We start from the raw sequence: 22677 nt of genomic DNA on the forward strand, positions 1-22677 counted from the left end.
TCAGGGGTCATGACGTTCTGGTGGGTGCTCGTACGGCAAGCAGGGCGACGTCGTCGTCGTTGTGGACGTGCCGTACCCGGCGCAGCACCTGGTCGGTGAAGGAGGCCAGCGGGCGGTGGGCGAGGGCGGCGGCGTGCCGGCTCAGATGCTGCAGGCCCTCGTCTATGGACCGGCCGGGTGCCTCGATCAGGCCGTCGGTGTAGAGCAGCAGGGTGGAGCCGGGCGGCAGCAGAACGCTCGCGTCGGTGCGGGGTGCGTTGACTCCGGTGCCCAGGAGGATGCCGTGACCGTCGGTGAGGTAGCGGGCCAGGCCGTCGTGGCTGATCAGGAGGGGCGGCGGGTGGCCGGCGTTGGTCCAGGTCAGTTCCCAGTGACCGTCGTCCCTCTCCTCGATGCGGGCCAAGATCATGGTGGCCATGGTGACGTCGGTGATGTGCATGACCGCCGCGTCGAGCCGGGCGACGATCCGGCTCGGCGCCTCCTGGTGGGCCCAGGCGTAGGCGCGGAGCATGTTGCGCAGTTGTGCCATGCCGGCCGCGGCCTCCAGGTCGTGGCCGACGACGTCTCCGACCGCCAGCGCGGTGGCGCCGTCGGAGAGGGTGAAGGCGTCGTACCAGTCGCCGCCGACCTGTGAGGCGTCGGGGGCGGGCAGGTAGCGGGCCGTCATCTGCAGTCCGGGCACCCGTGGCATCTGGGGCAGCAGGTGGTTCTGCATGGTCTCGGCGACCTTGCGCTGCCGCTGGTAGAGGCGCGCGTTGTCCAGGGCCAGGCCGGCACGGCGGGCGATGTCCTCGATCAGCGGGAGATCGGCGGTGGTGAAGTCCACCGGGTCCTTGGCCCGGCCCAGGGTCAGGGCGCCCAGGACGGCGCGGGTGCTGCGGATGGGGGCGATGGCGGCGGAGCGGATTCCGGTGGCCTCGAACAGGCGGCGCTGTTCCACCGCTATCCCGGAGTCCGGCTCCCGCTGGTAGGTCTGCGGCCCTGCCAGGGTGGAGGCGACCCCGCGCAGGGCCCGGGACAGGGGCATCGGTGATTCCTCCGGGACCGGCGGCATCGGTCCCTGAAGGTCCTCGTGGCGCACCAGGGTGTCGTCCTCCGCGTGGACGACCGCGGTCCGCCACACCTCGTCGCGCTCGGTGATCAGGTCGACGACGGCCCAGTCCGCCAGCCGGGGCACCACCAGGGCCACCAGCCGCCGCAGGGTCTCCTCGACGTCGAGTGTGGACGTCAGGCGGGTGGTGGTCTCGGCCAGCAGGGCGAGCCGTTCCAGCTCCGGCATCGCCTGGACCTCCGCCTCCGGCCGGCTGCCTGTCTCCGGCGGGTGCTGGGCGTGGACGAGCACGAGCGTGCCGACGTCCTCGCCGTCCAGGTCGTACGGCGTGATCAGCCACGAGACGGGCAACAGGGTGCCGTCGCCGCACTCGAAGTAGTCCCCCTCGGCCTGGGCGGTGCGCCCGGCGTGGAACGCCTGTCGCATGTCGCACCGGCTGCGCGGCAAGGGATGACCGTGGGCGTCCCGGTGCAGGAGGTCGTGGGCGTCACGGCCGAGGAACTCTGCGGCGGGGCGGACCAGCAGCTCTTCGGCATGGCTGTTCACGGCGATGACGTGGCCCTCGTCGTCCACGACGTACGCCGCGGTCCCGATGGCCTCCAGCGCCTCGGTGGGCCCCGTAGAGGGTCGTCTCCCCTCGGCCCCCGTGTCCTCCGCCCCTGCCATGTCTTCCTCTCCTCGCCGGTCGGCCGCTGCCGCGTGCCGGTCTGTGCCCTGTTCACTGGGCCGTCCTGTCCTTCCCGTGTGCCCCGGCGCCCATGTATCCAGCCTCGCCTGTGAGCGAGCACTCGCAACCGGGTGGCAAGGACGGCGGTGCGAAGCCGCCACGGACAGGGCTCCGGACCGGGTGCCATGACGGCCTCCCACGCGCCCCCATGACGCCTCCGTGCGCTGGGCGTGCGTGGCCGAATTCGTCCTGCTTCCACGGCACTTGGCCACCGGCTGGGTATCAGTGAAGTGACGGGTGCGGACCGGGCGGCACGGGGAGGGCTGGGGCTGTGGCACGTCTGTCGTGGACGTCCGGCCTCGTCCCGTCACGTCTGTCGCGGAAACGGCACGTCGTGCGCGCGCTGCGGGCCGAGGGGCGCTACGGGCCGGGGCTCCGTGATGTGCTGCCCGCCTTCGCCGGTGTCGTGGCGGGCGTGTGCGCGGTGGCGGCCGTGCTCGCCGCGGGGTACCGCGCCGCCGGGATCGCCGTCCCCGTGGCCGGGGTCGGCCTGCTGGCCCTGGTCGTCACGGCCGCGATACGGCACGGGCGTCCTGACGCCCGCCGTCGTCTGGGTTACTACACCGCGGACGAGCTGCGCGAACTCGACACCCAGCAACTGGCGTTGGCGGTGGCGCGGATGCTGCGCCGGGACGGGTGGCGGGTGCGGCTGGTGCCCGCGCCGGACCGGCCGCGCCTGTGCGCGCGGGACGCGGCCGGCCGTCGTATCGACGTGGCCTTCCGGCCGGTGGCGGAGCCCCTCCCCGACGAGGACGCGCCGCATCCTCACCCGCACCGCGGGGCCCAGGGGTCGCCGCTGCGTCTGGTCGTGCATCGGGGCGTCTTCACCGACCGCGACCTCCGGTGGGCACGCAGGGAGCGGACGATCCGTCTGCTCGACGGCAGCGCTCTGCGGCAGTGGGCGGCGGGCGCCCGCCTCAACGACCTGTTAGGTCAAGAACGGTGAGGAATGTCTCGGGGCCCGCCCCTCCCCCGTCAGATCCGCCCGCCGGTCAAGCGGGTGATCGGACCGTGCGTGTGACGTCCGGAGCGTCGGCCGACCGCGTACGACGTGGCGGTCAGGGCGGTCAGCCCCGCACCGACGCCCGCGGCGATGAGCTTCCGCTGGGCGATGACCGTCCAGGCCGTCTTGGCGACGGCCGCGGCCTGTCCCGAGGCGGCGATGACGGTCTGGCGGCCGGCCTCGACGCTCTTGGCCGCGGTCTGCGCGGCCCCGCTCACCGTCTTGGCCGTCCGTTCGGTCGCCTCCTGGCCCGCTGACGCGGCGTCATCCGCCTTCTCGGCGGCCTTGTTCGCCGCCTTGGTCGCCGGGGCAGTGGCCTTGGCCGTGCTGCGCCGGGCCTTCGCCGCGGTCTGGGTGGTCGCGGAATCTTGATTCGTCTGCTCGTTCGATTCACTCATGGACATCGCGTTACCGCTCGCTTCGACGGCAAACACGCTGCGTCGACAGGGTTTTCATCGCGTGGCGCTGTCGGCGCGCCCGCGCGAAGCGGTGACGGCCCCGGCGCCGTGGCGCACCAAGGCCGTCACCGACGGCCTGTCAGCCGATGTGGTAGCTGTCCCCGTAGACCTTCCAGTCCAGGGGCGGGTTCAGGTCGAGGTTGCCCTGGCGCAGGAAGACGCGTTGGGCGGTGTCGACCCGGCTGGTGTCGCTGTGCGCCTCCTCCTGTTTCATCGCCCACACGCGTGCGTCGAGGAAGGCGTCCAGGTACGTCGTCTCGCTGCCGCCCTGCGCCGGGGGCTTGGCCTGGCGCAGGGCCCGGCGGCGGATGCTGCTGAAGCTGGTCGCGTCGCCGCCGTCGCCGTGCATGACGATGGCGTCGTAGTAGGCGAACTGGCCGAGCGCGCGCAGCCCGTCCGCCTTGCCCTGCCGGACGGCGGGGTTGAAGTAGACGCGGTCGCGTTCGTCGTTCTGCGCCTGCTGGAACACCGTGTCCCGGGCGGCCTTGCGCCAGTCGTCGGGGAAGTTCGGGTCCAGGCCGTCGTGGGAGTCTGAGCCGTCGACGCGGCGCAGGGCCGGCAGGTACTTGGCGAGGACGTTGCCGGGCTTGCGGTCGGCGTACAGCTCGACGAGGTCGAGCATGTCTCCGGTGCCGGAGCAGAAGCCGATGATGCCGGCGGTGTAGCCGCGGCCGTCACCTATGTCCTCGATGTACTTGTACTGCGCCTTCCAGTCGAGCGAGGAGTTCTCCGCGCTCGACACCAGCTTCATGGCGATCTCCTTCTTCGCGGGGTCGTCGAGGCCCGGTGCGGCCGCCGAGGCTGCGGCGGCACGGCGGGGGCTCAACAGGGCCGCACAGGTAGCCGCGCCCATCAGAGCGAGGACGGTACGGCGGGACGTCTGGGCGGCCGGGGGCACTGTGTCAGGTTCCACGGGGGCTCCAAGCGGAGGTGGGGGGTGGAGAGTTGATTGGTGCAGACCTGATTGTTAGGAATGTTTCCTACCAGTGCGCGGCGCCATCAGTAACCCACTACGGAAGAAGTTCGTAGGTTCGAACAAACGATGGTTAGTCAGACTTCAGTTCGACAGCCTGCGAGGGCGTTTTCTGAGAGCCCGGTCGCCGACCGGGCGGGGCAGGGACGGTTCCCTGTCGGCCCGCCGGTCGGGAAGCGACGTCAGAAGTGACGCGGCAGGCGGACGACCTGGACGAAGAAGTCGTCGATCTGACGGACCGCGGCGATGAACTGGTCCAGATCGACCGGCTTGGTGACATAGGCGTTGGCGTGGAGCTTGTAGCTGCGCAGAATGTCCTCCTCGGCCGCGGAGGTGGTGAGGACGACGACGGGGATGTGGGACAGCTCCGGGTCGGACTTGATCTTCTCCAGGACCTGACGACCGTCGTACTTGGGCAGGTTGAGGTCGAGCAGGATGAGATCGGGCTGCGGCGCGTCCGTGTGGTCGCCGCGCCGGTAGAGGAAGTCGAGTGCCTCCTCGCCGTCCCGGACCACGTGGAGCGTGTTGCCGATCTTGTTGTCCTCGAACGCCTCACGGGTCATCAGCTCGTCGCCGGGGTCGTCCTCGACGAGGAGCACGTCGATCGGGCTCGCGGCTGGGGTGGTCATGTCAGAACCTTCTCCTCGGTGCCGATACCGGACGCCTCCGGGCTCTCGGCGATGGACGGAAGGGTGAAGCAGAAGCGCGTGCCGTCCGTGTGTGCGGTGTCGATCCAGATCTTGCCACCATGTTGTTCCACGATCTTCTTGCACAGGGCCAGACCGATACCGGTGCCCCCGTAGGCGTCCCTGCCGTGCAGTCGCTGGAAGATGATGAACACCTTCTCCGTGAACGGCTCGGGAATGCCTATGCCGTTGTCCGTGACGCACATCAGCAGACTGTCGGGCTCGTCCGGGTCCGCCGCGCAGGTGATGGTCACGTGTGGAGCGAGGTCGGGGTGGCGGAACTTGAGGGCGTTGCCGATCAAGTTCTGCCAGAGCATGGTCAGCAGGGTGGGGTCCCCCACCACCTCGGGCAGGTGTTCCGGGCGGTCGACGCGGGCGTCGGACTCCTCGACGGCTGCCCCGAGGTTGGCCAGCGCCTTGTCCAGCGCCTGGTCGAGTCCGACGGGCACCCGGGCGTCGTTGACCCGCCCGACCCGGGAGAAGGTCAGCAGATCGTTGATGAGGACCTGCATGCGCCGGGCCCCGTCGACGGCGAAGTCGACGTATTGCCGGCCCCGGTCGTCGAGGGTGTCGCCGTAGCGCTTCTCCAGCAGCTGGCAGAAGGAGGCGACCTTGCGCAGCGGCTCCTGCAGATCGTGGGAGGCGACGTAGGCGAACTGCTCCAGTTCCGCGTTGGAGCGGCGCAGTTCCTCGGCCTGGGCGTCCATCTCGGCGGCCTGCCTGGTCAGCGCCTGCTCCTGGGCGCGGGAGGCCTCCAGTTCGGCCACGACATGCCAGCGCATGCCCTCGACGGCGTTGGCCACCGCGGCCAGATCGGCCGGGCCGGCGCCGGTGATGACGTACGAGAAGTCACCGTCCGCCACCCGCCTGGACGCCGTGCTCAGCGCCTCCAGGGGACGTGTCACGAGGACCCGGATCAGGACGGCGCAGGCGAGGCCGGCCAGCAGGAAGACGGCGAGCATGCCCGCCAGGACCCAGTCGCGCACCGTGCGTTCATGGGCGAGATGGGAACGGCCCTGCTTCACCGCCTTCGCCAGGTCGGTGTTCTGCCTGTCCCACAGTGCGCGCAGCCGGTCGAACTCCTTGTTGCCCTGGTCGGCCTTCTGCTGGTCCAGCGGCTTCGGACGGCCGGGCGTGACCGATACCGCGAGGGGTTCGGCATAGGTGCGGCGCCAGTCGGCCGCCTGGGTTTCGATCGCCCGCAGGTCCGCCACCAGTTCGGGCCGGTCGCCGATGAACTCGCGCAGCCGGGCGGCCGAGCCCGCCTCGTCCCGTTTGCCCTGGGTGTACGGAGTGAGGAACTGCCGGTCGGCGGCGATGGCGTAGCCGCGGATGCCCGACTCCTGGTTGGCCAGTGCCGCCTGCAGCCGGTACGCCTCGGTCTGGGCGGGCTGAATGCGACGCGAAAGCCGGTCGCTCACCTCTGCCGTCCGGCCGAGGAGGCCGGCGCCGACCAGGCTGCCGGCCACCACCAGCAGCGTCATGACGGCCAGCAGCAGGTAGAACCAGCCCTGCACCGTCAACCGGCCTCCCCTGCGCATCGCGCCCATCCCTCGCCTCACCATGTGGTCCCGCACCGCACTCTCGCTCACTCAGTTCCAGTTCAGATGGACGACGGCCACGTCGTCTGCCAGGCCGCCCCGCGACTCGGCGAGGCTCTCGGCCTTCTCGATCAACCGATCCACGAAGGCCTCCGGCTCCAGGGCGGCCGCCTCCCGGGCGAGGGCCAGGAGTCCTTCCTCGCCGAGGCGTTCCGTGCCACGGTTCACGTGCCCCTCGAAGAGGCCGTCCGTGAAGAGCACCACCGACGTTCCCGCCGGTACCGGCAGTTGTGCGGTCGGCCACCTGGCGCCGCCGGGGACCATGCCCAGGGCCGGTCCACCGGGCACCTCGACCCACTGCACGTCCGTCCCGGTGCGCTGGAGCAGGCCGTGATGCCCGGCTCGTACCACATGGGCGTGTTGCTCTCCGGGGACGGCGGCCAGGCTCACCAGGGTCGCGAAGACCTCGTCGCGGGCCCGTTCGGCCATCAGCAGTTCCTCGAGCCGGGCCATCTGCTGAGCGCCGGTTATTCCGCTGAGGACGAGGGTGCGCCAGGCGATCCGCAGGGCGACCCCCAGGGCCGCTTCGTCCGGGCCGTGCCCGGAGACGTCCCCGATGAGGGCGTGGAGGGTGCCGTCGGCGCTCTGGACGATGTCGTAGAAGTCACCGCCCAGCAGTGTCTGTGCGCGGCCGGGCCGGTAGCGGGCGACGACCTGGACGCCCTCGGCGCGCAGCAGGGGGCGGGGCAGGAGTCCGCGCTCCAGACGGGCGTTCTCCTGTGCCTGGAGCGCGCCGGCCTGCAGGGCGACCGCCGCCTGCTCGGTCTGCTTGCGCTGGATCGCGTAGCGCACCGCCCGCCCGAACAGCTCGGGCTCCACCCGGCCCTTGAGCAGGTAGTCCTGTGCGCCGGCCGCGACCGCGGCGAGGCCGGTCTGCTCCTCGGCGAGCCCGGTGAGGACCACGATGGCGACCTGCTCGGCCAGGCCCTGGACGAGGGAGACCGCCTCGAGGCCGTGGGCGTCCGGCAGGTGCAGGTCGAGCAGGACGCAGTCGGGTGTCTCGGTCGCCAGCACCTCGGTGGCCTCGGTCATCGACCGCACCCAGCGCAGCCGCATCTTCACGGCGCCGTCGACGACCAGTTCCTCCACGAGCATGGCGTCGCCGGGATCGTCCTCCACGAGGAGGACCGACGGCTCCCAGTGCTCCCACGCCGTCTCGGCGCCGGCTGCCGTCGCCGACACCAGCTCGGCAGCCTCAGTCCCCGAGATCACTCTCGTCCCGGCCTCCCCACTCCATCCATGTCGCCTGCCGCCGGCCGTTGCCCAGGACAACGACGGGAACGCGGTCAGAGCGACGATCCGATCTTCACTCGTCGCCCATGGCCGTGGACGGCATGTCCACCCCTGGGTCGGTCCTCGGGCGGGCCGTGCGGCCGGCCTCGGCAGTCCTGATCCTCGTGGCCGATCTTCACTCCCTGGTCAGTTCCCCGCGAGGTCCAGAGGGACGAGCGGGCGGCCTTCGGCGTCCCGGAGAGCGCGGCTGCGCTCACTGTCGCCCCGTGCGGGGTCCGCCACCTCCGGCACTGCCGTACCTGTGCCGGCCGTCACTGACGTCGTCATCGTCCGCCCATCCCGAGATTCCGGTGTTCTGGCCGCGTTTACCCGCGATCGGCGTGACCATGCGGGGACGGTTTCAGAAACCCCTTCTGGGCGGCACGCCGCCTGCACATCCGGAGTCCCTCCGTACGCCTTCGGTTCCGATCGGGCTCACGGGGAACCGGGTAGGACGTCAGAAAGGAGTCCCCGTGACCACCTACGTCATCACCGTCCCCGGCACGTTCCTGCGGGGAGTGCCCGACAGCGTCCGCTCGGACATCGGACGGAGGCTTCGGCCTCAGGACCCCAGGAACACGGACCTCGGCGAGAGCGAGGAGCTGAGCGTGCTGACCACGGAGGAGGACGGCATGTTCGCCGCACGGGTCGAGGTCGACGCACCCGACCGGTTGCAGGCCGAGGCCGAAGCGGTACGGCTGGTGTCCCGGGCCCTGCGTGACAGTGGCCTGGCGGAAGAGGACGCCCCGTTGGGCCCCGCGGTCGTGACCGGCATCGACAGCGAGTTCTGAGGCGGCGGCGGAGCGGGCCTTCCGGTTCGCGGCCCGTCCGGGGGATGGCGCCGTGCGGTGCGGAGGGCGAGGATGTCCTTTCGCGAAGTGCGGTCCGCTCCGCCGCGGTTCATGGCCTTTCCGGCGCCCCGCGCGGCACGGGCGGATGGCGTCGGCCGCCTGAAGGAGCCTCGGGATGGGTTCACACGCAGCGCCGCACCACCGCAAGCGGATCCTGGTGACCGCCGCGAGCCTCCTGCTCGTGGCCGGCGGTCTCCTCGGTCTCCCCCGGGCCGACGGTGCGCCCGCTCCCGCCGATGCCTGCCGCACCACCGCCACGCGTCTGCCCCGTGGTGACTGCGGGCCCTTCTGGCAGGTCCTCGCCGAGGACTTCAACGGCGACCGGGTGCCGCTGGGTTCGTTCAGCGACTGCGCGCACGATGTCGACACCTCCGCGGCCCACTGCGGGGGCCTGAAGGGGAAGTACCGCGACAACTGGTGGGCCTATCCGACGGGTTGGCCCGACACGGCCGTCAGCCGGGGCCGGACGTGGTGGGTGTCCACCACCCGGAGGACACCGTGAGCGTCGGTCCCGCGGCGAACGGCGACGGGCGGATGTCGATCCGGATGTGGCGGCCCGCGGACGGCGGCCCTGTGCATGCCGCGGCGCTGGTGCCGCGTGCGGTGATGCAGATGACGTACGGCAAGTACAGCGCGCGCATCAAGGTCACCGAACTGGCGCCCGGCTACAAGTCCGCGTGGCTGCACTACGGCGGGGGCTGCGAGATGGACCACCCCGAGGGCGAGTGGACAGGCTCCCTCAGCTCCTTCCACCACCCCTGCGGCGGTGGTGAGCAGGGCTACTTCCCGGGAAGCGACGACTGGACGCGGTGGCACACGGTGTCCACCGAGTGGACCCCGGGCCATGTCCGGTTCTTCGTCGACGGCCGGCAGACGGGTCATGACACCCGTGACGTGCCGGACCGTCCCCTGTCCTGGGTGCTCCAGAACGAGAGCGCTCTGGAGGGTCCGGGTGCGGCGCCGGGAAGCAGCGCGCAGCTCGACATCACCTGGGTGGCGGCGTACGCGTACGGCTGGAAGTGAACCCTCACGCCGTGGGGGTGACGAGTTCGTCGGCGACCCATCGGGCGACGTGGGCGGGGTAGGGCGACGGCAGTCCGAGGACGATGTGGGTGAAGCCGGCGTCGGTCGCTTCGGTGATCGCGTCGCGGGTGGCGCCCGGACGGTCGTAGGAGACCGGCAGGTGGATCGAACGGGTGATCTCGGCGGGGTCGCGGCCGATCTCCTCGCAGTACCGGTCCAGCAGGGCGCTGCGGCGGGTGACGTCGTCGATGTCGCCGGCGGGGATGTTCCACAGGTCGGCGTGGCGGGCGGCGATGCGCAGGGTCGCGGAGGAGCGGCCGCCGATGAGGACCGGGGGGTGGGGGCGCTGGACCGGTTTGGGGTTGCCGAAGGCGCCGGTGAGGTGGTGGTGGGTGCCGTGGTGGTCGAAGGGCTTCTCCTCGGTCCACAGGCGCTTGATCAGCGTACAGGCCTCGTCGAGGCTGCCCACGGCGTGCGCGGAGTCGTGGAAGGGCAGGCCGTGGGCTTCGTACTCGCGTCGGGCCGGCGGGTGGTCGGGGCGCGAGCCGACACCGATGCCGAAGTCGAGCCTGCCGCCGGAGACGATGTCGACGGTCGTGGCGATCTTGGCCAGCATCGCGGGTGGCCGGAAGCGGTTGCTGCTCACCATGACGCCGAGCCGTAGGCGCCGCGTCCGGGCGGCCAGGGCCGAGAGGAGGGTCCAGCCTTCGTGGGCCGGTCCGTCGGGGTCGCCGCCGATCGGCATGAGGTGGTCGAAGAGCCAGGCGTGCTCGATGGCGTCGATGGTGTCCGCCTCGCGCCAGACGCGCAGGATGTCGTGATAGTCGACCTGCATGGGGGCGGTCATGATCCCGAAGCTGGGCGGGGGGTGGTGCGGCATGGACGGTGGGCCTTTCGTGCGTGGGGTCTCCCTGGGCGGTCAGCGGCGGCGCAGTGACGGGTCGAGGAGTGCGGGCGGGGTGTCGTGCTTCTCGTCCGGGGCCAGGTCGGTGCCGGGGGCGACGATCTCGTCGATCGCGTCGAGGACATCGGTGCTCAGCACGGTGTCCGCGGCGGCGAGTTGGGCGTGCAGGTGGTCGACCGTGCGGGGGCCGATCAGGGCACTGGTCACGCCGGGGTGCGCGGTCACGAAACCGAGTGCGAGCTGGATGAGGGTGAGGCCCGCCTCTTCGGCGACCCCGGCCAGTCGCTCGACGGCGGCGAGCCTGGCCCGGTTGGCGGGGGCGGTCGTGTCGAATCGCTGGGGCAGGATCGCCGAGCGGTGGGTGGTGATGTCCCGGCCCGCGCGAATCGCACCCGACAGCCAGCCCGAGGCCAGTGGGCTCCACACCAGTACGCCGAGGCCGTACTCCTGAGTGACGGGCAGGACGTGGGCCTCGATACCGCGCTGGAGGATCGAGTAGCTGGGCTGTTCGGTGACGTAACGGCTCAGGCGGTGTTCGCGGGCGGCCCACTGGGCCTGCACGATGCGGTGGGCGGGGAAGGTGGAGGAGCCGAAGTAGCGGATCTTTCCGGCGCGTTGCAGGTCGGTGAGGGCCGACAGCGTCTCCTCGTCGCCGGTGTTCGGGTCCCAGCGGTGGATCTGGTACAGGTCGACGTGGTCGACGCCGAGGCGGCGCAGACTGGCCTCCAGCTCGGTGACCAGCCAACGGCGCGAACTGCCCCGGTGGTTGCGTTCGTCGCCGATGGGCATGCCGGCCTTGGTGGCCAGCACGATGTCGTCGCGGCGGCCGGCGATGGCCTTGCCCACCATCTCCTCCGACTCGCCGTCGCCGTACATGTCGGCGGTGTCGATGACGTTGACGCCGGCATCGAGGGCTGCGTCGACGATCGCGGTCGCCTCGTCCTGGGTGGTGCGGCCGATCCTGCCGAAGTTCATGGCGCCGAGCGCGAGAGAACTGACCTGCACTCCGGTGCGGCCCAAGGTGCGGTACTGCATGTGATTCCTCCGGGGGATGAAGTCGTGCGGCATGGCGTGGCAGGACTGCCGGGATCCGTTCCGCCGTCACGAAGAAACGGAACCACGTTCCGCAAACAATACGGAACATGGTTCCGGTTTTGCAAGGCGGGGAGGGCACGGTGGATGGCAGCGACGCACGCTTCCCCGTGGGGCTGCTCGGAGACAGGTGTCCAGGACGCGCCACGGCCGGGTGATGCGGGCGCCTGGGGCTCGGCACTGGCCGTCCCGCCCGCGGCCGACGTCTTTACCCCCTACGTCGGCGCGGCCTGCTGGGCAGCTGAAGATCGGGGCCGCGACGCCCGGCAGCGGCCAGGCCAGGAACCGACCGCCCACATCGTGCCGTTGACCTGACCCGCCGACCTCGCGGCCCGCGCTGCGGTGGGACGAGCCGGCCTGGTGCCGCACGCGACAGGCAGGCGGGCCCTCGGCCGGCTCGGATGCCGGCAGCTCCCACCGATGGGCGGGTCCAGTCGCACCACCTGGCCGGGCTGCCGGGCAGGACAGCAACTCCAGGGCGAAGGCGGAGATGAAGGCGATGCGGAGCGTCCGCGTGGTCGCCTGCCGGTACTCGCCGGTGATGCGCCGGATCGACTCGGCCGGTGCCTTGGCACGGGACGCTCTCGGTGGCCCTGGTCGCCGTGCCGATCGGGATGCGCCTCGTCCGCGGTGAGATGCACCTGTACGACGCTCGGCCGCAGCGGACGCCGTACGGCGGGTGGCGTCTCAGACCCCTGGTTCAGGCTGCTGGTTCAGACTCCGGCAAGGCGGCCCTGCCCTCCGCCCGGTGTTCGGCTGCCGCCGTCGGGTCCGTGGCGTCGAGGACCGCCGCGATGCCCTCGTGGGCCAGGGCCTCCGCGTGGCGGTTACCGAGCTTCGGAGCCAGTTCCAGGGCCTGGCGGTGGAGGCGCAGGGCCTGGTCGGGCAGGCCTGCCAGGCGGCAGGTCTCCCCGTAGGCGCTGAGGAAGTGGATCTTCCAGTGGTCCTCGAACAGCGCGTCCAGCAGCGCGAACGCCCGCTCGTGGCTCGCCAGGGCCTCCTCGTGGCGGCCCATCTGGCGCAGGGCGACGCCCAGGCAGTTCAGACACCATGCCTCGTTGTGCCGGTGGCCGTCCTCGCGGGCCAGCGCGAGCGCCCGGTGAAGGTGGCCGACGGCCTCGTCGGGGTCCTCGTCGGCGATGGCCACGCCCAGCGTGATCAGGGCCGTCAGGGTGGGCGGCCACGCTCCGTCGGCGTGCGGGATCTCCAGCGCCGTACGGGCCAGCTGCGCCGCCTCCTCACGGTGCCCCAGCTGCAGCAGCGCCCACGCCTCGTACGCGGTCGCCTGGGCCGCGCCCATGGGGCAGCCGGCGTCTGCGTACAGCTTGCCCGCCAGCCGGAACAGCCCGAGCGGCTCCTCGACGTAGCCCTCGTCCCATCTCAAGTAGCCGCGGCGCATGGTCAGTTCGGCCTCGGCGCGGACGTCCCCGGCCCGGAGCACCAGCGCCGTCGCCGCCTCGTACGCGGCGCTCGCCTCCGCCATGCGGCCCGCGTTGTACCGGGCGAACCCCAAGTCGCTGTGTGCCTCGGCGAGTTGCAGGGGATCGTCGAGGCGCCGCGCGGCGGCAAGGGACCGTTCGAAGAGGCCGTTGAGCATCGTGGTGCCGCAGCGCCGGGCGAAGTACGCCCGCATGAAGCGCGGCAGTTCGCACAGGTGCCGGTCGGCCCCGGCCTCCTCCGCCGCCTCGAACGCGGCCAGCAGGTTGAGGTATTCGGTGCCGAACCAGATGAGGGCCGCGATCTTGTCCTGGAAATGGGGCAGTTCGGCCGGCGGGCGGTCCACGGAGGCCTCGCGGCTCAGCGACAGGAACGGCATCGCGGTGTCCGCGGCGGCCGCCGCGTGCACGTAGTAGTCGAGCACCCGGGTCAGGGCCCGGTCCCGTTCCGCCGGGGAGTCCTGTTCCGTGGTGGCGCGGCGGGCGTGCTGGTGGACCAGGTCGTGGAGGTGGTAGCGGCCTGCCGCGGGCTGCTGGACCAGGTGCGCGTCCAGCAGGTCCTCCAGCATCGCGCGGGCGCTGCGCAGCGACACGTCCACCAGCGCCGCCGCCACGTGCTCGTCGAACGACGACCCCGGCAGCAGACCCAGCAGACGGAACAGCCGGGCCTTGGCACGGTCCAACTGCCGTACGGACATGGCGAAGGCGGTGTCGAACTCGCTCGCCCCCTCCGCCATCCGCTCGACGAGGATGCCCACCGTCCAGCCCGGCCGGTGTCGCAGCCGGGCCGCGGCCAGCCTGAGGGCCAGTGGCAGCCGGCCGCACAGACGCAGCACCTCGGCGGTGGACCCGGGGTCACGAGCCAGGCGCCCCTCGGGGCCGTCGACCTCGCCGCTGGCGCGGGCCAGCAGCTCGGCGCTCTCCTGCTCGGTGAGCACGTCCAGCGACACGGGCGGGACCTCGTCCAATCCGAGCAGCCGGTTGCGGCTCGTGATGAGGGCGACGGAGGGGCCGGCACCGGGCAACAGCGGGCGGACCTGGTCGGCGTCGGCGACGTTGTCGAGGACCACGACGGCCCGCCGGTGGGCCAGTTCGGACCGCCAGCAGGCGGCCAGTTCCTCGACACCGCCGTCCTGGGGCACCTTCTCGGAGGGTACGTCGAGGGCGGCGAGCAGGGTGCGCAGGGCGCGGTCGGGGTCGAGCGGTCTGCGGCCCTCGGTGAAGCCGTGCAGGTCCAGGTAGAGCTGGGCCTCCGGGTAGTCGGCGGCGAGCCGGTGCGCGGCGTGCACGGCCAGGCAGGTCTTGCCGATGCCCGCCATGCCGTCGAGGGCGATCACCCGGCTGCCGGCCACCCCGTCGAGCACGGCAGCGAGCTCGGCCTCGCGGCCGGTGAAGTCGGGCACGTCGCGAGGGAGGTCGTTGCGGGGCGGGCGCGGGGCGCCGGCGGGCGGTGCGGGCGGGGGTACCTGGCGGCTGGTCTTCGGTGGTGCCGGCAGGGGGTTGGAGGCGCGTTCCCACAGGGGGCGCAGCGGGCGGGGGTCGCGCTGGACGAGCCGGCACAGGGCGATCACCGCGGGCCACGGCGGAACCGTCTGGCCGCCGAGGTAGCGGGACAGGGACGAGGAGCTGAGGCCGGCGTCCCGGGCGAGGGCCCGTACGCCCCGCCTCGACAGCTCCTGGAGCAGCCGCAGCCGGGCGGCCAGTTCCTCCCGTGGATCTCCGGCCCCTGTCCTGTCGTGCTCAACCACTGTTCCCCGCCCCCCTGTCCCGCCCCGACAGAACCTGTCCGGGCCGGATCGTGCCTGCTCAAGGCCGTTTCAGCTGTCCCACGGTGTCCCACGACCGTCGTCCTGACAAGCCCTCTCGGCTGAGATGGAATCACGCCCCGAGGGACGGGGCACAGCCCGGCAGAGGAGAGATTCCTGATGCAGTCCCGTATGCAGAACCCGGCCGTCGTCCTGTCCGACGCGATGCAGCCCATCCAGCAGCTCTTCAAGGCCGTGCACTCCGGTGGGGTGGACGGGCAGACGCTGGAGCTGGTGCATCTGCGGGTCAGTCAGATCAACGGATGCAGCGCGTGTGTCGACGGCGGCGCCAAGACGGCCCGTAAGGCAGGAGTGAGTGACGAGCGGCTGGCCACGGTCACCGTGTGGCGGGAGGCCCCCTACTTCACCGAGGAGGAGCGGGCGGCGCTCGCGCTGGCCGAGGCGGCGACGCGCCTCGCCGATCGTCCCGACGCGGTGACCGACGGCGTCTGGGACACGGCCGCCACCTACTTCGACGAGAAGCAGCTCGCCGCGATCGTCCTGATGATCGGCCTGACGAACCTGTTCAACCGGCTCAACGCCACGACCCGGCAGATCGCCGGCGCGTGGGGGTGAACGCCACGGCGGTTCTCGCGTGAAGATATGCCCGACCATCCGTAGACCTGGAGGAACCGTTATGGCCGGCACGCGCAGGACGACCGGCAGGACCGAGACGTTCACCGCCGAGGAGCGCGCCGCGATGAAGGAGCGCGCCCAGGAGGTCAAGGCGTCGGCGCGCCGCAGCTCGCGTGCCGACAAGGCGGCGGAGGACGAGGCCGCCGTGGTCGCGAAGATCGCCGAGATGCAGGACGCGGACCGGGTCATGGCCGAACGGATCCACGCCGTGGTCAAGGAGAACGCGCCCGGCCTGGCGCCGAAGCTCTGGTACGGGATGCCCGCCTACGCCAAGGAGGGCAAGGTGGTCTGTTTCTTCCAGAGCGCGGAGAAGTTCAACGCGCGGTACGCGACCTTCGGCTTCAACGACAAGGCCGACCTCGACGAGGGCACGATGTGGCCGACCGCCTTCGCGCTCACGAAGCTGACCGCGGCGGACGAGGAGCGGATCGGTGAGCTGGTGAAGAGGGCGGCGGGCTGAGGACCGCGAGCGGGAAGGGGTGCCGCACGATGCACAGGCCGACGAACAGCCGACGTCCCGAGGGGCTGTTCGTCGGCCTGTGCACGGTGGACGTCGTTCAGCTGGTGGACCATGTGCCCGGCTCCGACGAGAAACTGACGAGTCATCAGCAGGTCGTGGCGGCAGGTGGTCCGGCGGCGAACGCGGCCGTGACCTTCAGCCACCTGGGCGGCGCGGCCGGGCTGCTGACCGGCATCGGCTCGCATCCGCTGGGAGTCGCGGTCGCGACGGAGCTGCGGAATTTGGGCGTGCGCGTCCGGGACCTGGCCGCCGATTCGGCCGAGCCGCCCGCCGTGTCGTCCATTCTGGTCACCGAGTCGACGGGGGACCGCGCCGTCGCCTCGACCAACGCGACGGGGTTCCGGCTCACGCCGCCCGACGATCTGAAGGCGCTGGTGGCCGCCTGCGACATCGCCGAGTTCGACGGCCACCACATGGAGCTGGCGACGGCGACCGCCCGCACCGCGCGGGCCGCCGGCCGGCGAACCGTTCTGGACGGGGGCAGTTGGAAGCCCGGTACGGAGGAGCTGCTGCCGTCGATCGACGTGGCCGTCTGCTCGGCCGACTTCCGGCCGCCCGGCACGAACACCCCTGCGGACGTCCTGCGGTTCCTCACCGAACACGGGGTGCAGTGGTCGGCGGTGAGCCGCGGAGGGCGGCCCATCGAGTGGGTGGGCCCGGAAGGCGCCGGCACCGTGGACGTACCCGCCGTCCGGGTCGCGGACACACTGGGCGCGGGTGACGTCCTCCACGGGGCACTTACCTATCACCTCGCCGATCAGGGGAAGGTGACCCCGTACGCCTTCGTCGAGGCCCTGCGCGCCGCGGCGGGGGTGGCCTCACGGGCGTGTGCCTCGTTCGGCACCCGGGCCTGGTTGCAGGGATCGTGACGGGCCCGCTCGAGAGGTGATCGGCCCACCTGACCGTGGCCCCGCACGCAAGAACGGGGCAGCCCCCCGCTGGGAGCCGCCCCGTCCGTTACGAGACTCAGGACCTGCGGCCCCGTGCGCTCCACCCGCTGCCGATGCCCGCCAGGTGAAGCGCGAGCACCATGAGGCCGAGCAGCATGATGTTCGTCGAGGTGAAGGTGTCATTGGTCGAGATGTCCGCAGCGTTGATCAGAAAGGAGATGAAGAACAGGACCGCGGAGATGATGGCGAGCATGGTGCCCGTCCCTTCGATTGTCTGAGGTAGTCACGCTGGGTACAACCCGCATGCCCCCAACTCCCCCATACATGTGGGGAGAACGTGTCGTTCGACCAATCGGACATCGTTCGAAACCTCTTGACGTTGTCGTATGGCCCGATTGACACTCTCGCAACACGACGTCACACAGCCGAAACGGCAGGGTGCCCACCGCCGAGGCCCCGCCATGCCACCCCACGCCTCAGCAGGGAACCCCATATGACGTATCTCGCACGTCCGCGCACCCGCGCGAGACGCCGGGCGGGCCGCCTCGCCGCTCTGACCGCCGCGTCACTGCTCCTGGGTCTCGCCGCGCCCGCGGTCTCCGCCCAGGCGGCGGACACCGCGGACGTCACCGAGGGACTGGCCCTCTGGTACAAGCTGGACGGCGCCTCGGGCAGTACCGTCACCGACGCCTCCGGCAACGGCCGCGACGGCACGGTGAACGGCACCGCCGACTGGTCGGACCCCGCGCGGGGACTCGCCTTCAACGGCTCCGACACCTACATCAAGGTGCCGAACGACGTCATGAAGGGCATGGGCTCCATCACCGTCTCCACGGACGTGCTGATCGACTCCGCCCAGAGCACGCCGTACTTCCTCTACGGCTTCGGCAACTCCAGCGGCGGCAACGGCAACGGGTACCTGTTCGCCACCGGCAACTCCCTGCGCACCTCGATCGCGAGCGGCAACTGGTCGACCGAGCAGACCACGAAGCCCGCCGACTCGCACAACCTCACCCGCGCGGTGTGGAAGCAGCTGACCTACACCCAGACCGGCACCACCGGTGTGCTGTACGAGGACGGCGTCGAAGTCGGCCGCAACACCGCGGTCACCATCACGCCCGGCGCCATCGGCTCCGGTACGACCACCGCCAACTACATCGGCAAGTCGGTGTACTCCGGCGACAAGCTGTTCAAGGGCCGGATCCGCGACTTCCGCGTCTACGACCGGGCCCTCACGTCCTCCGAGGTCGAGCAGCTCTCCCTGCCCGTCGCCACCGAGGGCGTCGCTGCCGACAAGGCCGCACTCGGCCTCGGCGACACCAGCGCTGTCACGGCCGACCTGGACCTGCCGAAGACCGGCACGGCCGGCGGGTCCGCCATCGCCTGGGCCAGCGACAACCCGGACGTGGTGAGCGGCTCCGGCGAGGTGACCCGCCCCGCCGCCGGTGCACCGGACGGCCACGCCACGCTCACGGCGACCCTGAAGAAGGGCACTGTGACCGACACCAAGAGCTTCGACGTCACGGTCCTGCCGGACTTCGACGACGCCACGGCCACCGAGCGAGCCGCCCAGTCGCTCGCCGTCCACAACATCGACGACGTACGCGGCAACCTCGCCCTCCCGGCAACCGGCGACTACGGCACCGCCGTCTCCTGGTCCTCCGCAGACGAGGACGTCGTCGCGGACGACGGCGTGGTCCACCGCCCCGCCCACGGCGACGGCGACGCCACCGTGAAACTGACCGCCACCGTCACCAGGGGCGACGCGAAGACCACCCGCGTCCTCACCGCCAAGGTCCCCGAACTCCCCGCGAAACAGGCCCTCAAGGGCTACATGTTCAGCTACTTCACCGGCGAGGGCACCTCGGACGGCGAGCAGCTCTACGCCGCGCTCAGCAAGGGTGACGACCCCATGAAGTGGCGGGAGTTGAACGACGGCAAGCCGGTCCTGACCTCCACGCTCGGCGAGAAGGGCCTGCGCGACCCGTTCATCATCCGCTCCCCCGAGGGCGACAAGTTCTACCAGATCGCCACCGACCTGAGGATCTACGGCAACGGCGACTGGGACGCCTCGCAGCGCACCGGCAGCAAGTCCGTCATGGTCTGGGAGTCCACCGACCTGGTCCACTGGACGAACCAGCGGCTGGTCAAGGTCTCGCCCGACAGCGCCGGCAACACCTGGGCGCCGGAGGCGTACTACGACAGCAAGCTCGGCGAGTACGTCGTCTTCTGGGCGTCGAAGCTGTACGACAACGCGGCGCACTCCGGCGACACGTACAACCGCATGATGTACGCGACCACCCGCGACTTCTACACGTTCAGCGAGCCCAAGGTCTGGATCGACCGCGGCTACTCGGTCATCGACTCCACGATGATCCAGAACAACGGCACCTACTACCGGCTGTCGAAGGACGAGCGCAACAACAGCTCCTCGACGCCCAACAGCAAGTTCATCTTCGAGGAGAAGAGCGACTCGATCCTGAACCCGAACTGGACCGCCGTAGCGGAGGGCATCGGCAAGGGCGCGATGAGCGCCGCCGAGGGGCCGCTGGTCTTCAAGTCGAACACCGAGCACAAGTGGTACGCCTTCCTCGACGAGTTCGGCGGCCGCGGATACATCCCCTTCGAGACCACCGACCTCGATTCCGGCAACTGGACCCCGGTCGCCGACTACGACCTGCCGGCCAAGCCGCGCCACGGCACCGTCCTCCCGGTCACCCAGGCCGAGTACGACCGGCTGCTGCGCTCCTACCAGCCGGACCAGCTCGTCGAGAGCGTCGAGGGCATCTCGGTGAAGACGCGGATCGGCCAGGCACCGGTCCTGCCGGCCACCGTGATCGCCACGTACGCCGACGGCGTCAAGCGTCCCGTCGCGGTCACCTGGGAGGACGTCCCGGCGTCGAAGTACGCCCAGGCGGGCACCTTCAGGATCACCGGCAGCCTGCCGGACGGTGCGGCGATCCCGGTCCAGGCGGAGGTCACCGTCTCGCAGGAGGGCCCCGACGTCCCGGCCGACCTGCTCCTGCACTACGGCTTCGACGAAACGGGCGGCAACATCGCGGTCGACTCCAGCGGCCACGGCTACCACGGCACCTATGCCGGTACGCCCGCCTTCGGCACCGGTGTGCAGGGTGGCTCCTTCAAGATGTCTGGAGACGCGACGGGTTCGCCGTACGTCAAGATCCCGAGAGGCGTGCTGAAGAACGCCGACAGCGTGACGGTGTCGACGTACGCCAAGTGGAAGGGCGGCAGCAGCTTCCAGTGGCTGTTCGGGCTCGGTCCGGACAGCAACAAGTACCTGTTCGCGACACCCTCCAACGGCGGCAACAGTCTCTACTCGGCGATCACGAAGGCGAGTTGGTCGGCGGAGTCGAAGCTGACGGCCGGCTCGCAGCTCACGCCCGGTGAGTGGCGGCACGTCACTGTCACCCTCGACGGGGCGACCGGCACGATGATCCTCTACGTCGACGGCGTCGAGGCGGCCCGTGCGACGACCACCATCAAGCCGTCCGAGCTGTACGACGCGAACAAGGACTACAGCGGCTACATCGGCAGGTCCCTGTACACGGGCGACCCCGCCTTCGGCGGCGAGGTCGACGACTTCCGCATCTACGACCGGGCCCTGACGGCCGCGGAGGTCATGGAGCTCAGCGGCAACACCGCGGGCATCGCCAAGGCGACGCACCCGGCGCTCAAGGTCGACGCCATCGTCGACAACGCGGACAGCAAGGTCACGCTGCCGATGAAGGAGGGCACCGATCTCACCTCGCTGGCACCGGAGTTCACCCTCGCGCACGGCGCGGCGATCAGCCCCGCCTCCGGCAGCGTGCAGGACTTCAGCAAGCCGGTGACGTACGAGGTGACCGGGTCCGACGGCAAGAAGCGCACCTGGACGGTCTCGGCGCTGATCATGAGAAGCCCGGTCCTGCCGGGGCTCAACGCCGACCCGAACATCGTGCGCTTCGGCGACACCTTCTACATCTACCCGACGACCGACGGCTTCGAGGGCTGGAGCGGCACGCAGTTCAAGGCGTACTCCTCGACCGACCTGGTGCACTGGAAGGACCACGGCGTCATCCTCGACCTCGGTCCGGACATCTCGTGGGCGGACAGCAGGGCCTGGGCGCCGACGATCGCCGAGAAGGACGGGAAGTACTACTTCTACTTCTGTGCCGACGCCAACATCGGTGTCGCGGTGTCCGACTCACCGACCGGCCCGTTCAAGGACGCGCTGGGCCAACCCCTCCTGAAGGCGGGCCAGTTCAGCGGCCAGATGATCGACCCGGCCGTGTTCACCGACGACGACGGGCAGTCGTACCTCTACTGGGGCAACGGGCACGCCTATGTGGCCCCGCTGAACGCCGACATGACGTCCCTCGACCTCACGAAGATGAAGGACATCACGCCCAGCGGCTACAACGAGGGCTCGTTCGTCATCAAGCGCCACGGCACCTACTACCTCATGTGGTCGGAGAACGACACCCGCGACGAGAACTACCGCGTCGCCTACGCCACCGGCCCCTCCCCCATCGGTCCGTGGACCAAGCGGGGCGTGATCCTGGAGAAGGACCTCTCGCTCGGCATCAAGGGTCCCGGTCACCACTCGGTCGTCCAGGTGCCGAACACCGACGACTGGTACATCGCCTACCACCGGTTCGCCATGCCCGGCGGTGACGGCATGCATCGTGAAACGACCGTCGACAAGCTCGAGTTCGACGCCGACGGCCTGATCAAGAAGGTCGTGCCCACCCTGACCGGCGTCGACCCGGTGAGCATCGTGCACGCCGGCGAGGACGTCGACGGGAAGGAGGGCGACGCGATCGCCCTGCACGGCACTCTCTCCGGTGCGGGCACCGCGAAGTGGACCGTCGAGGCCAAAGCGCCCTGCTCCTTCGCCGACGCCGGCTCGGCCGCGACGACGGTCACCTGCACCGACGACGGCACCTACACGGTCACCCTCACGGGCGGCCGCAGCCGGGACACGGCGACGGTGAAGGTGGCCAACGCGGCACCGGTCGTCGTCTCCGCCGCGGGTCCGCAGTCCCCGGTGGCGGTCGGCGGGCGCGCGGTCGTCACGGCCGGGTTCACCGACCCGGGCACGAGTGACACCCACACCTGCGTGGTCGACTGGAAGGACGGGAGCGCGCCGCGGTCCGGCACGGTCACCGCGTCCGGCTGCCGCGCCGAGCACGCCTACGCCAAGGCCGGGATCCGCCGTCCGGTGATCACCGTCACCGACGACGACGGCGCAGCGGACAGCAGGACGCTTCCCGAGCTGATCGTGTACGACCGCTCCGCCGGTCCCGCGCTCGGCGCCGGTGTCCTCGCCTCCCCGGCCGGCGCCTACCCCGCCAAGCCGGGCCTGACGGGCAAGGCCGCCTTCACCTTCGCCGCGGCCTACCTGCCAGGAGTCGTGGCGCCGGTCGGCGAGGCATCCCTCGACTTCGGCCCGGCCGGGCTGAAGTTCCGTTCGACCGGCTCCGACTGGCTCGTGGTCACCGGCTCACAGGCCGTCTACCAGGGGTCCGGCACGGTCAACGGCAAGAGCGGTTACGGCTTCCGCGTCACCGCCACGGATGACCCGGACACCTTCCACCTCCGGATCTGGAAGAAGTCCGGCGGTGAGGTCGTCTACGACAACGCCACCGGCTCGAAAATCACCGGCATCATCTCCGTCGGCCGGAGCCGACGGTAGGACCGGGTCCACCCCGCATCACCGAGCCCCGCCGACAGACATCTGGTCGGCGGG

The 22677-nt window shown here is 70.8% G+C and carries 18 protein-coding genes; 8 read left to right on the forward strand and 10 right to left on the reverse strand.

Translation table 11 applies throughout. The features are described 5' to 3' along the window. Nucleotides 1-7: 7 nt before the first annotated feature. A complete protein-coding gene (locus ACIRP7_RS20995) occupies nt 8-1717 on the reverse strand; it encodes a SpoIIE family protein phosphatase (protein ID WP_403661452.1) in 1710 nt (569 codons plus the stop codon). Nucleotides 1718-2049: 332 nt separating this feature from the next. On the opposite strand from ACIRP7_RS20995, the gene ACIRP7_RS21000 reads away from it, so the two are divergent. Next, a complete protein-coding gene (locus ACIRP7_RS21000; RefSeq protein WP_403661455.1) occupies nt 2050-2724 on the forward strand; it encodes a hypothetical protein in 675 nt (224 codons plus the stop codon). 29 nt (nt 2725-2753) lie between these two features. Here the strand turns inward: ACIRP7_RS21000 and ACIRP7_RS21005 are convergent, their stop codons facing one another. The 5 genes from ACIRP7_RS21005 to ACIRP7_RS21025 all read right to left on the reverse strand — a co-directional run bounded on the left by ACIRP7_RS21005 (nt 2754) and on the right by ACIRP7_RS21025 (nt 7684). Further along, complete coding sequence (locus ACIRP7_RS21005; protein WP_403661458.1) at nt 2754-3185, reverse strand: hypothetical protein; 432 nt, start codon at nt 3183-3185, stop codon at nt 2754-2756. 133 nt (nt 3186-3318) lie between these two features. Then, on the reverse strand, nt 3319-4092 hold the full coding sequence (locus tag ACIRP7_RS21010) for a chitosanase (protein ID WP_403661772.1): 774 nt from the start codon (nt 4090-4092) through the stop codon (nt 3319-3321). A gap of 302 nt (nt 4093-4394) precedes the next feature. Next, nucleotides 4395-4841: a response regulator gene (locus ACIRP7_RS21015; protein WP_330269187.1), complete on the reverse strand. Its 447-nt coding sequence runs from the start codon at nt 4839-4841 to the stop codon at nt 4395-4397. Next, the gene (locus tag ACIRP7_RS21020) at nt 4838-6448 is read right to left on the reverse strand and encodes an ATP-binding protein (protein ID WP_403661775.1); all 1611 of its coding nucleotides are present in this window, start codon (nt 6446-6448) and stop codon (nt 4838-4840) included. Before ACIRP7_RS21020 ends, ACIRP7_RS21015 begins: the two co-directional genes overlap by 4 nt. Before the next feature lie 42 nt (nt 6449-6490). Continuing rightward, on the reverse strand, nt 6491-7684 hold the full coding sequence (locus tag ACIRP7_RS21025; protein WP_403661778.1) for a PP2C family protein-serine/threonine phosphatase: 1194 nt from the start codon (nt 7682-7684) through the stop codon (nt 6491-6493). Nucleotides 7685-8244: 560 nt separating this feature from the next. On the opposite strand from ACIRP7_RS21025, the gene ACIRP7_RS21030 reads away from it, so the two are divergent. The 3 genes from ACIRP7_RS21030 to ACIRP7_RS21040 all read left to right on the forward strand — a co-directional run bounded on the left by ACIRP7_RS21030 (nt 8245) and on the right by ACIRP7_RS21040 (nt 9645). Beyond that, the gene (locus ACIRP7_RS21030; protein WP_352389764.1) at nt 8245-8562 is read left to right on the forward strand and encodes a hypothetical protein; all 318 of its coding nucleotides are present in this window, start codon (nt 8245-8247) and stop codon (nt 8560-8562) included. A 175-nt stretch (nt 8563-8737) separates the two neighbouring features. Further along, nucleotides 8738-9124 carry a hypothetical protein gene (locus ACIRP7_RS21035; RefSeq protein ID WP_403661462.1) on the forward strand — a complete coding sequence of 129 codons (387 nt, stop codon included), beginning with the start codon at nt 8738-8740 and terminating at the stop codon, nt 9122-9124. Then, the gene (locus tag ACIRP7_RS21040) at nt 9121-9645 is read left to right on the forward strand and encodes a glycoside hydrolase family 16 protein (protein WP_403661465.1); all 525 of its coding nucleotides are present in this window, start codon (nt 9121-9123) and stop codon (nt 9643-9645) included. The genes ACIRP7_RS21035 and ACIRP7_RS21040 overlap by 4 nt, the downstream gene beginning before the upstream one ends. 4 nt (nt 9646-9649) lie before the next feature. On the opposite strand, the gene ACIRP7_RS21045 is transcribed toward ACIRP7_RS21040, so the two are convergent. The 3 genes from ACIRP7_RS21045 to ACIRP7_RS21055 form a co-directional block, all read right to left on the reverse strand. Then, nucleotides 9650-10525 carry an LLM class flavin-dependent oxidoreductase gene (locus ACIRP7_RS21045; protein WP_403661468.1) on the reverse strand — a complete coding sequence of 292 codons (876 nt, stop codon included), beginning with the start codon at nt 10523-10525 and terminating at the stop codon, nt 9650-9652. 39 nt (nt 10526-10564) lie between these two features. After that, a complete protein-coding gene (locus tag ACIRP7_RS21050; RefSeq protein ID WP_403661471.1) occupies nt 10565-11584 on the reverse strand; it encodes an aldo/keto reductase in 1020 nt (339 codons plus the stop codon). Between the two features lie 757 nt (nt 11585-12341). Next, the gene (locus tag ACIRP7_RS21055) at nt 12342-14825 is read right to left on the reverse strand and encodes a tetratricopeptide repeat protein (RefSeq protein ID WP_403661474.1); all 2484 of its coding nucleotides are present in this window, start codon (nt 14823-14825) and stop codon (nt 12342-12344) included. Nucleotides 14826-15002: 177 nt separating this feature from the next. Here ACIRP7_RS21055 and ACIRP7_RS21060 point away from each other — a divergent pair, with 177 nt between their 5' ends. The 3 genes from ACIRP7_RS21060 (at nt 15003) to ACIRP7_RS21070 (ending at nt 16907) form a co-directional block, all read left to right on the forward strand. Beyond that, a complete protein-coding gene (locus ACIRP7_RS21060) occupies nt 15003-15458 on the forward strand; it encodes a carboxymuconolactone decarboxylase family protein (RefSeq protein WP_403661477.1) in 456 nt (151 codons plus the stop codon). 61 nt (nt 15459-15519) lie between these two features. After that, entirely contained in the window at nt 15520-15978 is a 459-nt protein-coding gene (locus tag ACIRP7_RS21065; RefSeq protein ID WP_403661479.1) for an iron chaperone, read from the forward strand. 29 nt (nt 15979-16007) lie between these two features. After that, on the forward strand, nt 16008-16907 hold the full coding sequence (locus ACIRP7_RS21070; protein ID WP_403661481.1) for a PfkB family carbohydrate kinase: 900 nt from the start codon (nt 16008-16010) through the stop codon (nt 16905-16907). A 97-nt stretch (nt 16908-17004) separates the two neighbouring features. Here the strand turns inward: ACIRP7_RS21070 and ACIRP7_RS21075 are convergent, their stop codons facing one another. Further along, nucleotides 17005-17181 (reverse strand): hypothetical protein, encoded by a 177-nt coding sequence (locus tag ACIRP7_RS21075; RefSeq protein ID WP_403661484.1) that lies wholly within the window; start codon nt 17179-17181, stop codon nt 17005-17007. A 240-nt stretch (nt 17182-17421) separates the two neighbouring features. Between ACIRP7_RS21075 and ACIRP7_RS21080 the strand changes: the two genes are divergently transcribed. Then, entirely contained in the window at nt 17422-22623 is a 5202-nt protein-coding gene (locus tag ACIRP7_RS21080; RefSeq protein ID WP_403661487.1) for a family 43 glycosylhydrolase, read from the forward strand. Nucleotides 22624-22677: the final 54 nt, after the last annotated feature.

Origin of the sequence: Streptomyces sp. NPDC102270, assembly GCF_044766405.1 — a bacterium.
In the GTDB taxonomy this organism is placed as follows: domain Bacteria; phylum Actinomycetota; class Actinomycetes; order Streptomycetales; family Streptomycetaceae; genus Streptomyces.

Bases quoted from the DNA above. Each gene is read 5' to 3' on its own strand.
- ACIRP7_RS21005 (WP_403661458.1), bottom strand. From the start codon at position 3,185: ATGTCCATGAGTGAATCGAACGAGCAGACGAATCAAGATTCCGCGACC.
- ACIRP7_RS21015 (WP_330269187.1), bottom strand. From the start codon at position 4,841: ATGACCACCCCAGCCGCGAGCCCGATCGACGTGCTCCTCGTCGAGGAC.
- ACIRP7_RS21020 (WP_403661775.1), bottom strand. From the start codon at position 6,448: ATGGGCGCGATGCGCAGGGGAGGCCGGTTGACGGTGCAGGGCTGGTTC.
- ACIRP7_RS21010 (WP_403661772.1), bottom strand. From the start codon at position 4,092: ATGGGCGCGGCTACCTGTGCGGCCCTGTTGAGCCCCCGCCGTGCCGCC.
- ACIRP7_RS21060 (WP_403661477.1), top strand. From the start codon at position 15,003: ATGCAGTCCCGTATGCAGAACCCGGCCGTCGTCCTGTCCGACGCGATG.
- ACIRP7_RS21035 (WP_403661462.1), top strand. From the start codon at position 8,738: ATGGGTTCACACGCAGCGCCGCACCACCGCAAGCGGATCCTGGTGACC.
- ACIRP7_RS20995 (WP_403661452.1), bottom strand. From the start codon at position 1,717: ATGGCAGGGGCGGAGGACACGGGGGCCGAGGGGAGACGACCCTCTACG.
- ACIRP7_RS21075 (WP_403661484.1), bottom strand. From the start codon at position 17,181: ATGCTCGCCATCATCTCCGCGGTCCTGTTCTTCATCTCCTTTCTGATC.
- ACIRP7_RS21050 (WP_403661471.1), bottom strand. From the start codon at position 11,584: ATGCAGTACCGCACCTTGGGCCGCACCGGAGTGCAGGTCAGTTCTCTC.
- ACIRP7_RS21065 (WP_403661479.1), top strand. From the start codon at position 15,520: ATGGCCGGCACGCGCAGGACGACCGGCAGGACCGAGACGTTCACCGCC.
- ACIRP7_RS21070 (WP_403661481.1), top strand. From the start codon at position 16,008: ATGCACAGGCCGACGAACAGCCGACGTCCCGAGGGGCTGTTCGTCGGC.
- ACIRP7_RS21045 (WP_403661468.1), bottom strand. From the start codon at position 10,525: ATGCCGCACCACCCCCCGCCCAGCTTCGGGATCATGACCGCCCCCATG.
- ACIRP7_RS21080 (WP_403661487.1), top strand. From the start codon at position 17,422: ATGACGTATCTCGCACGTCCGCGCACCCGCGCGAGACGCCGGGCGGGC.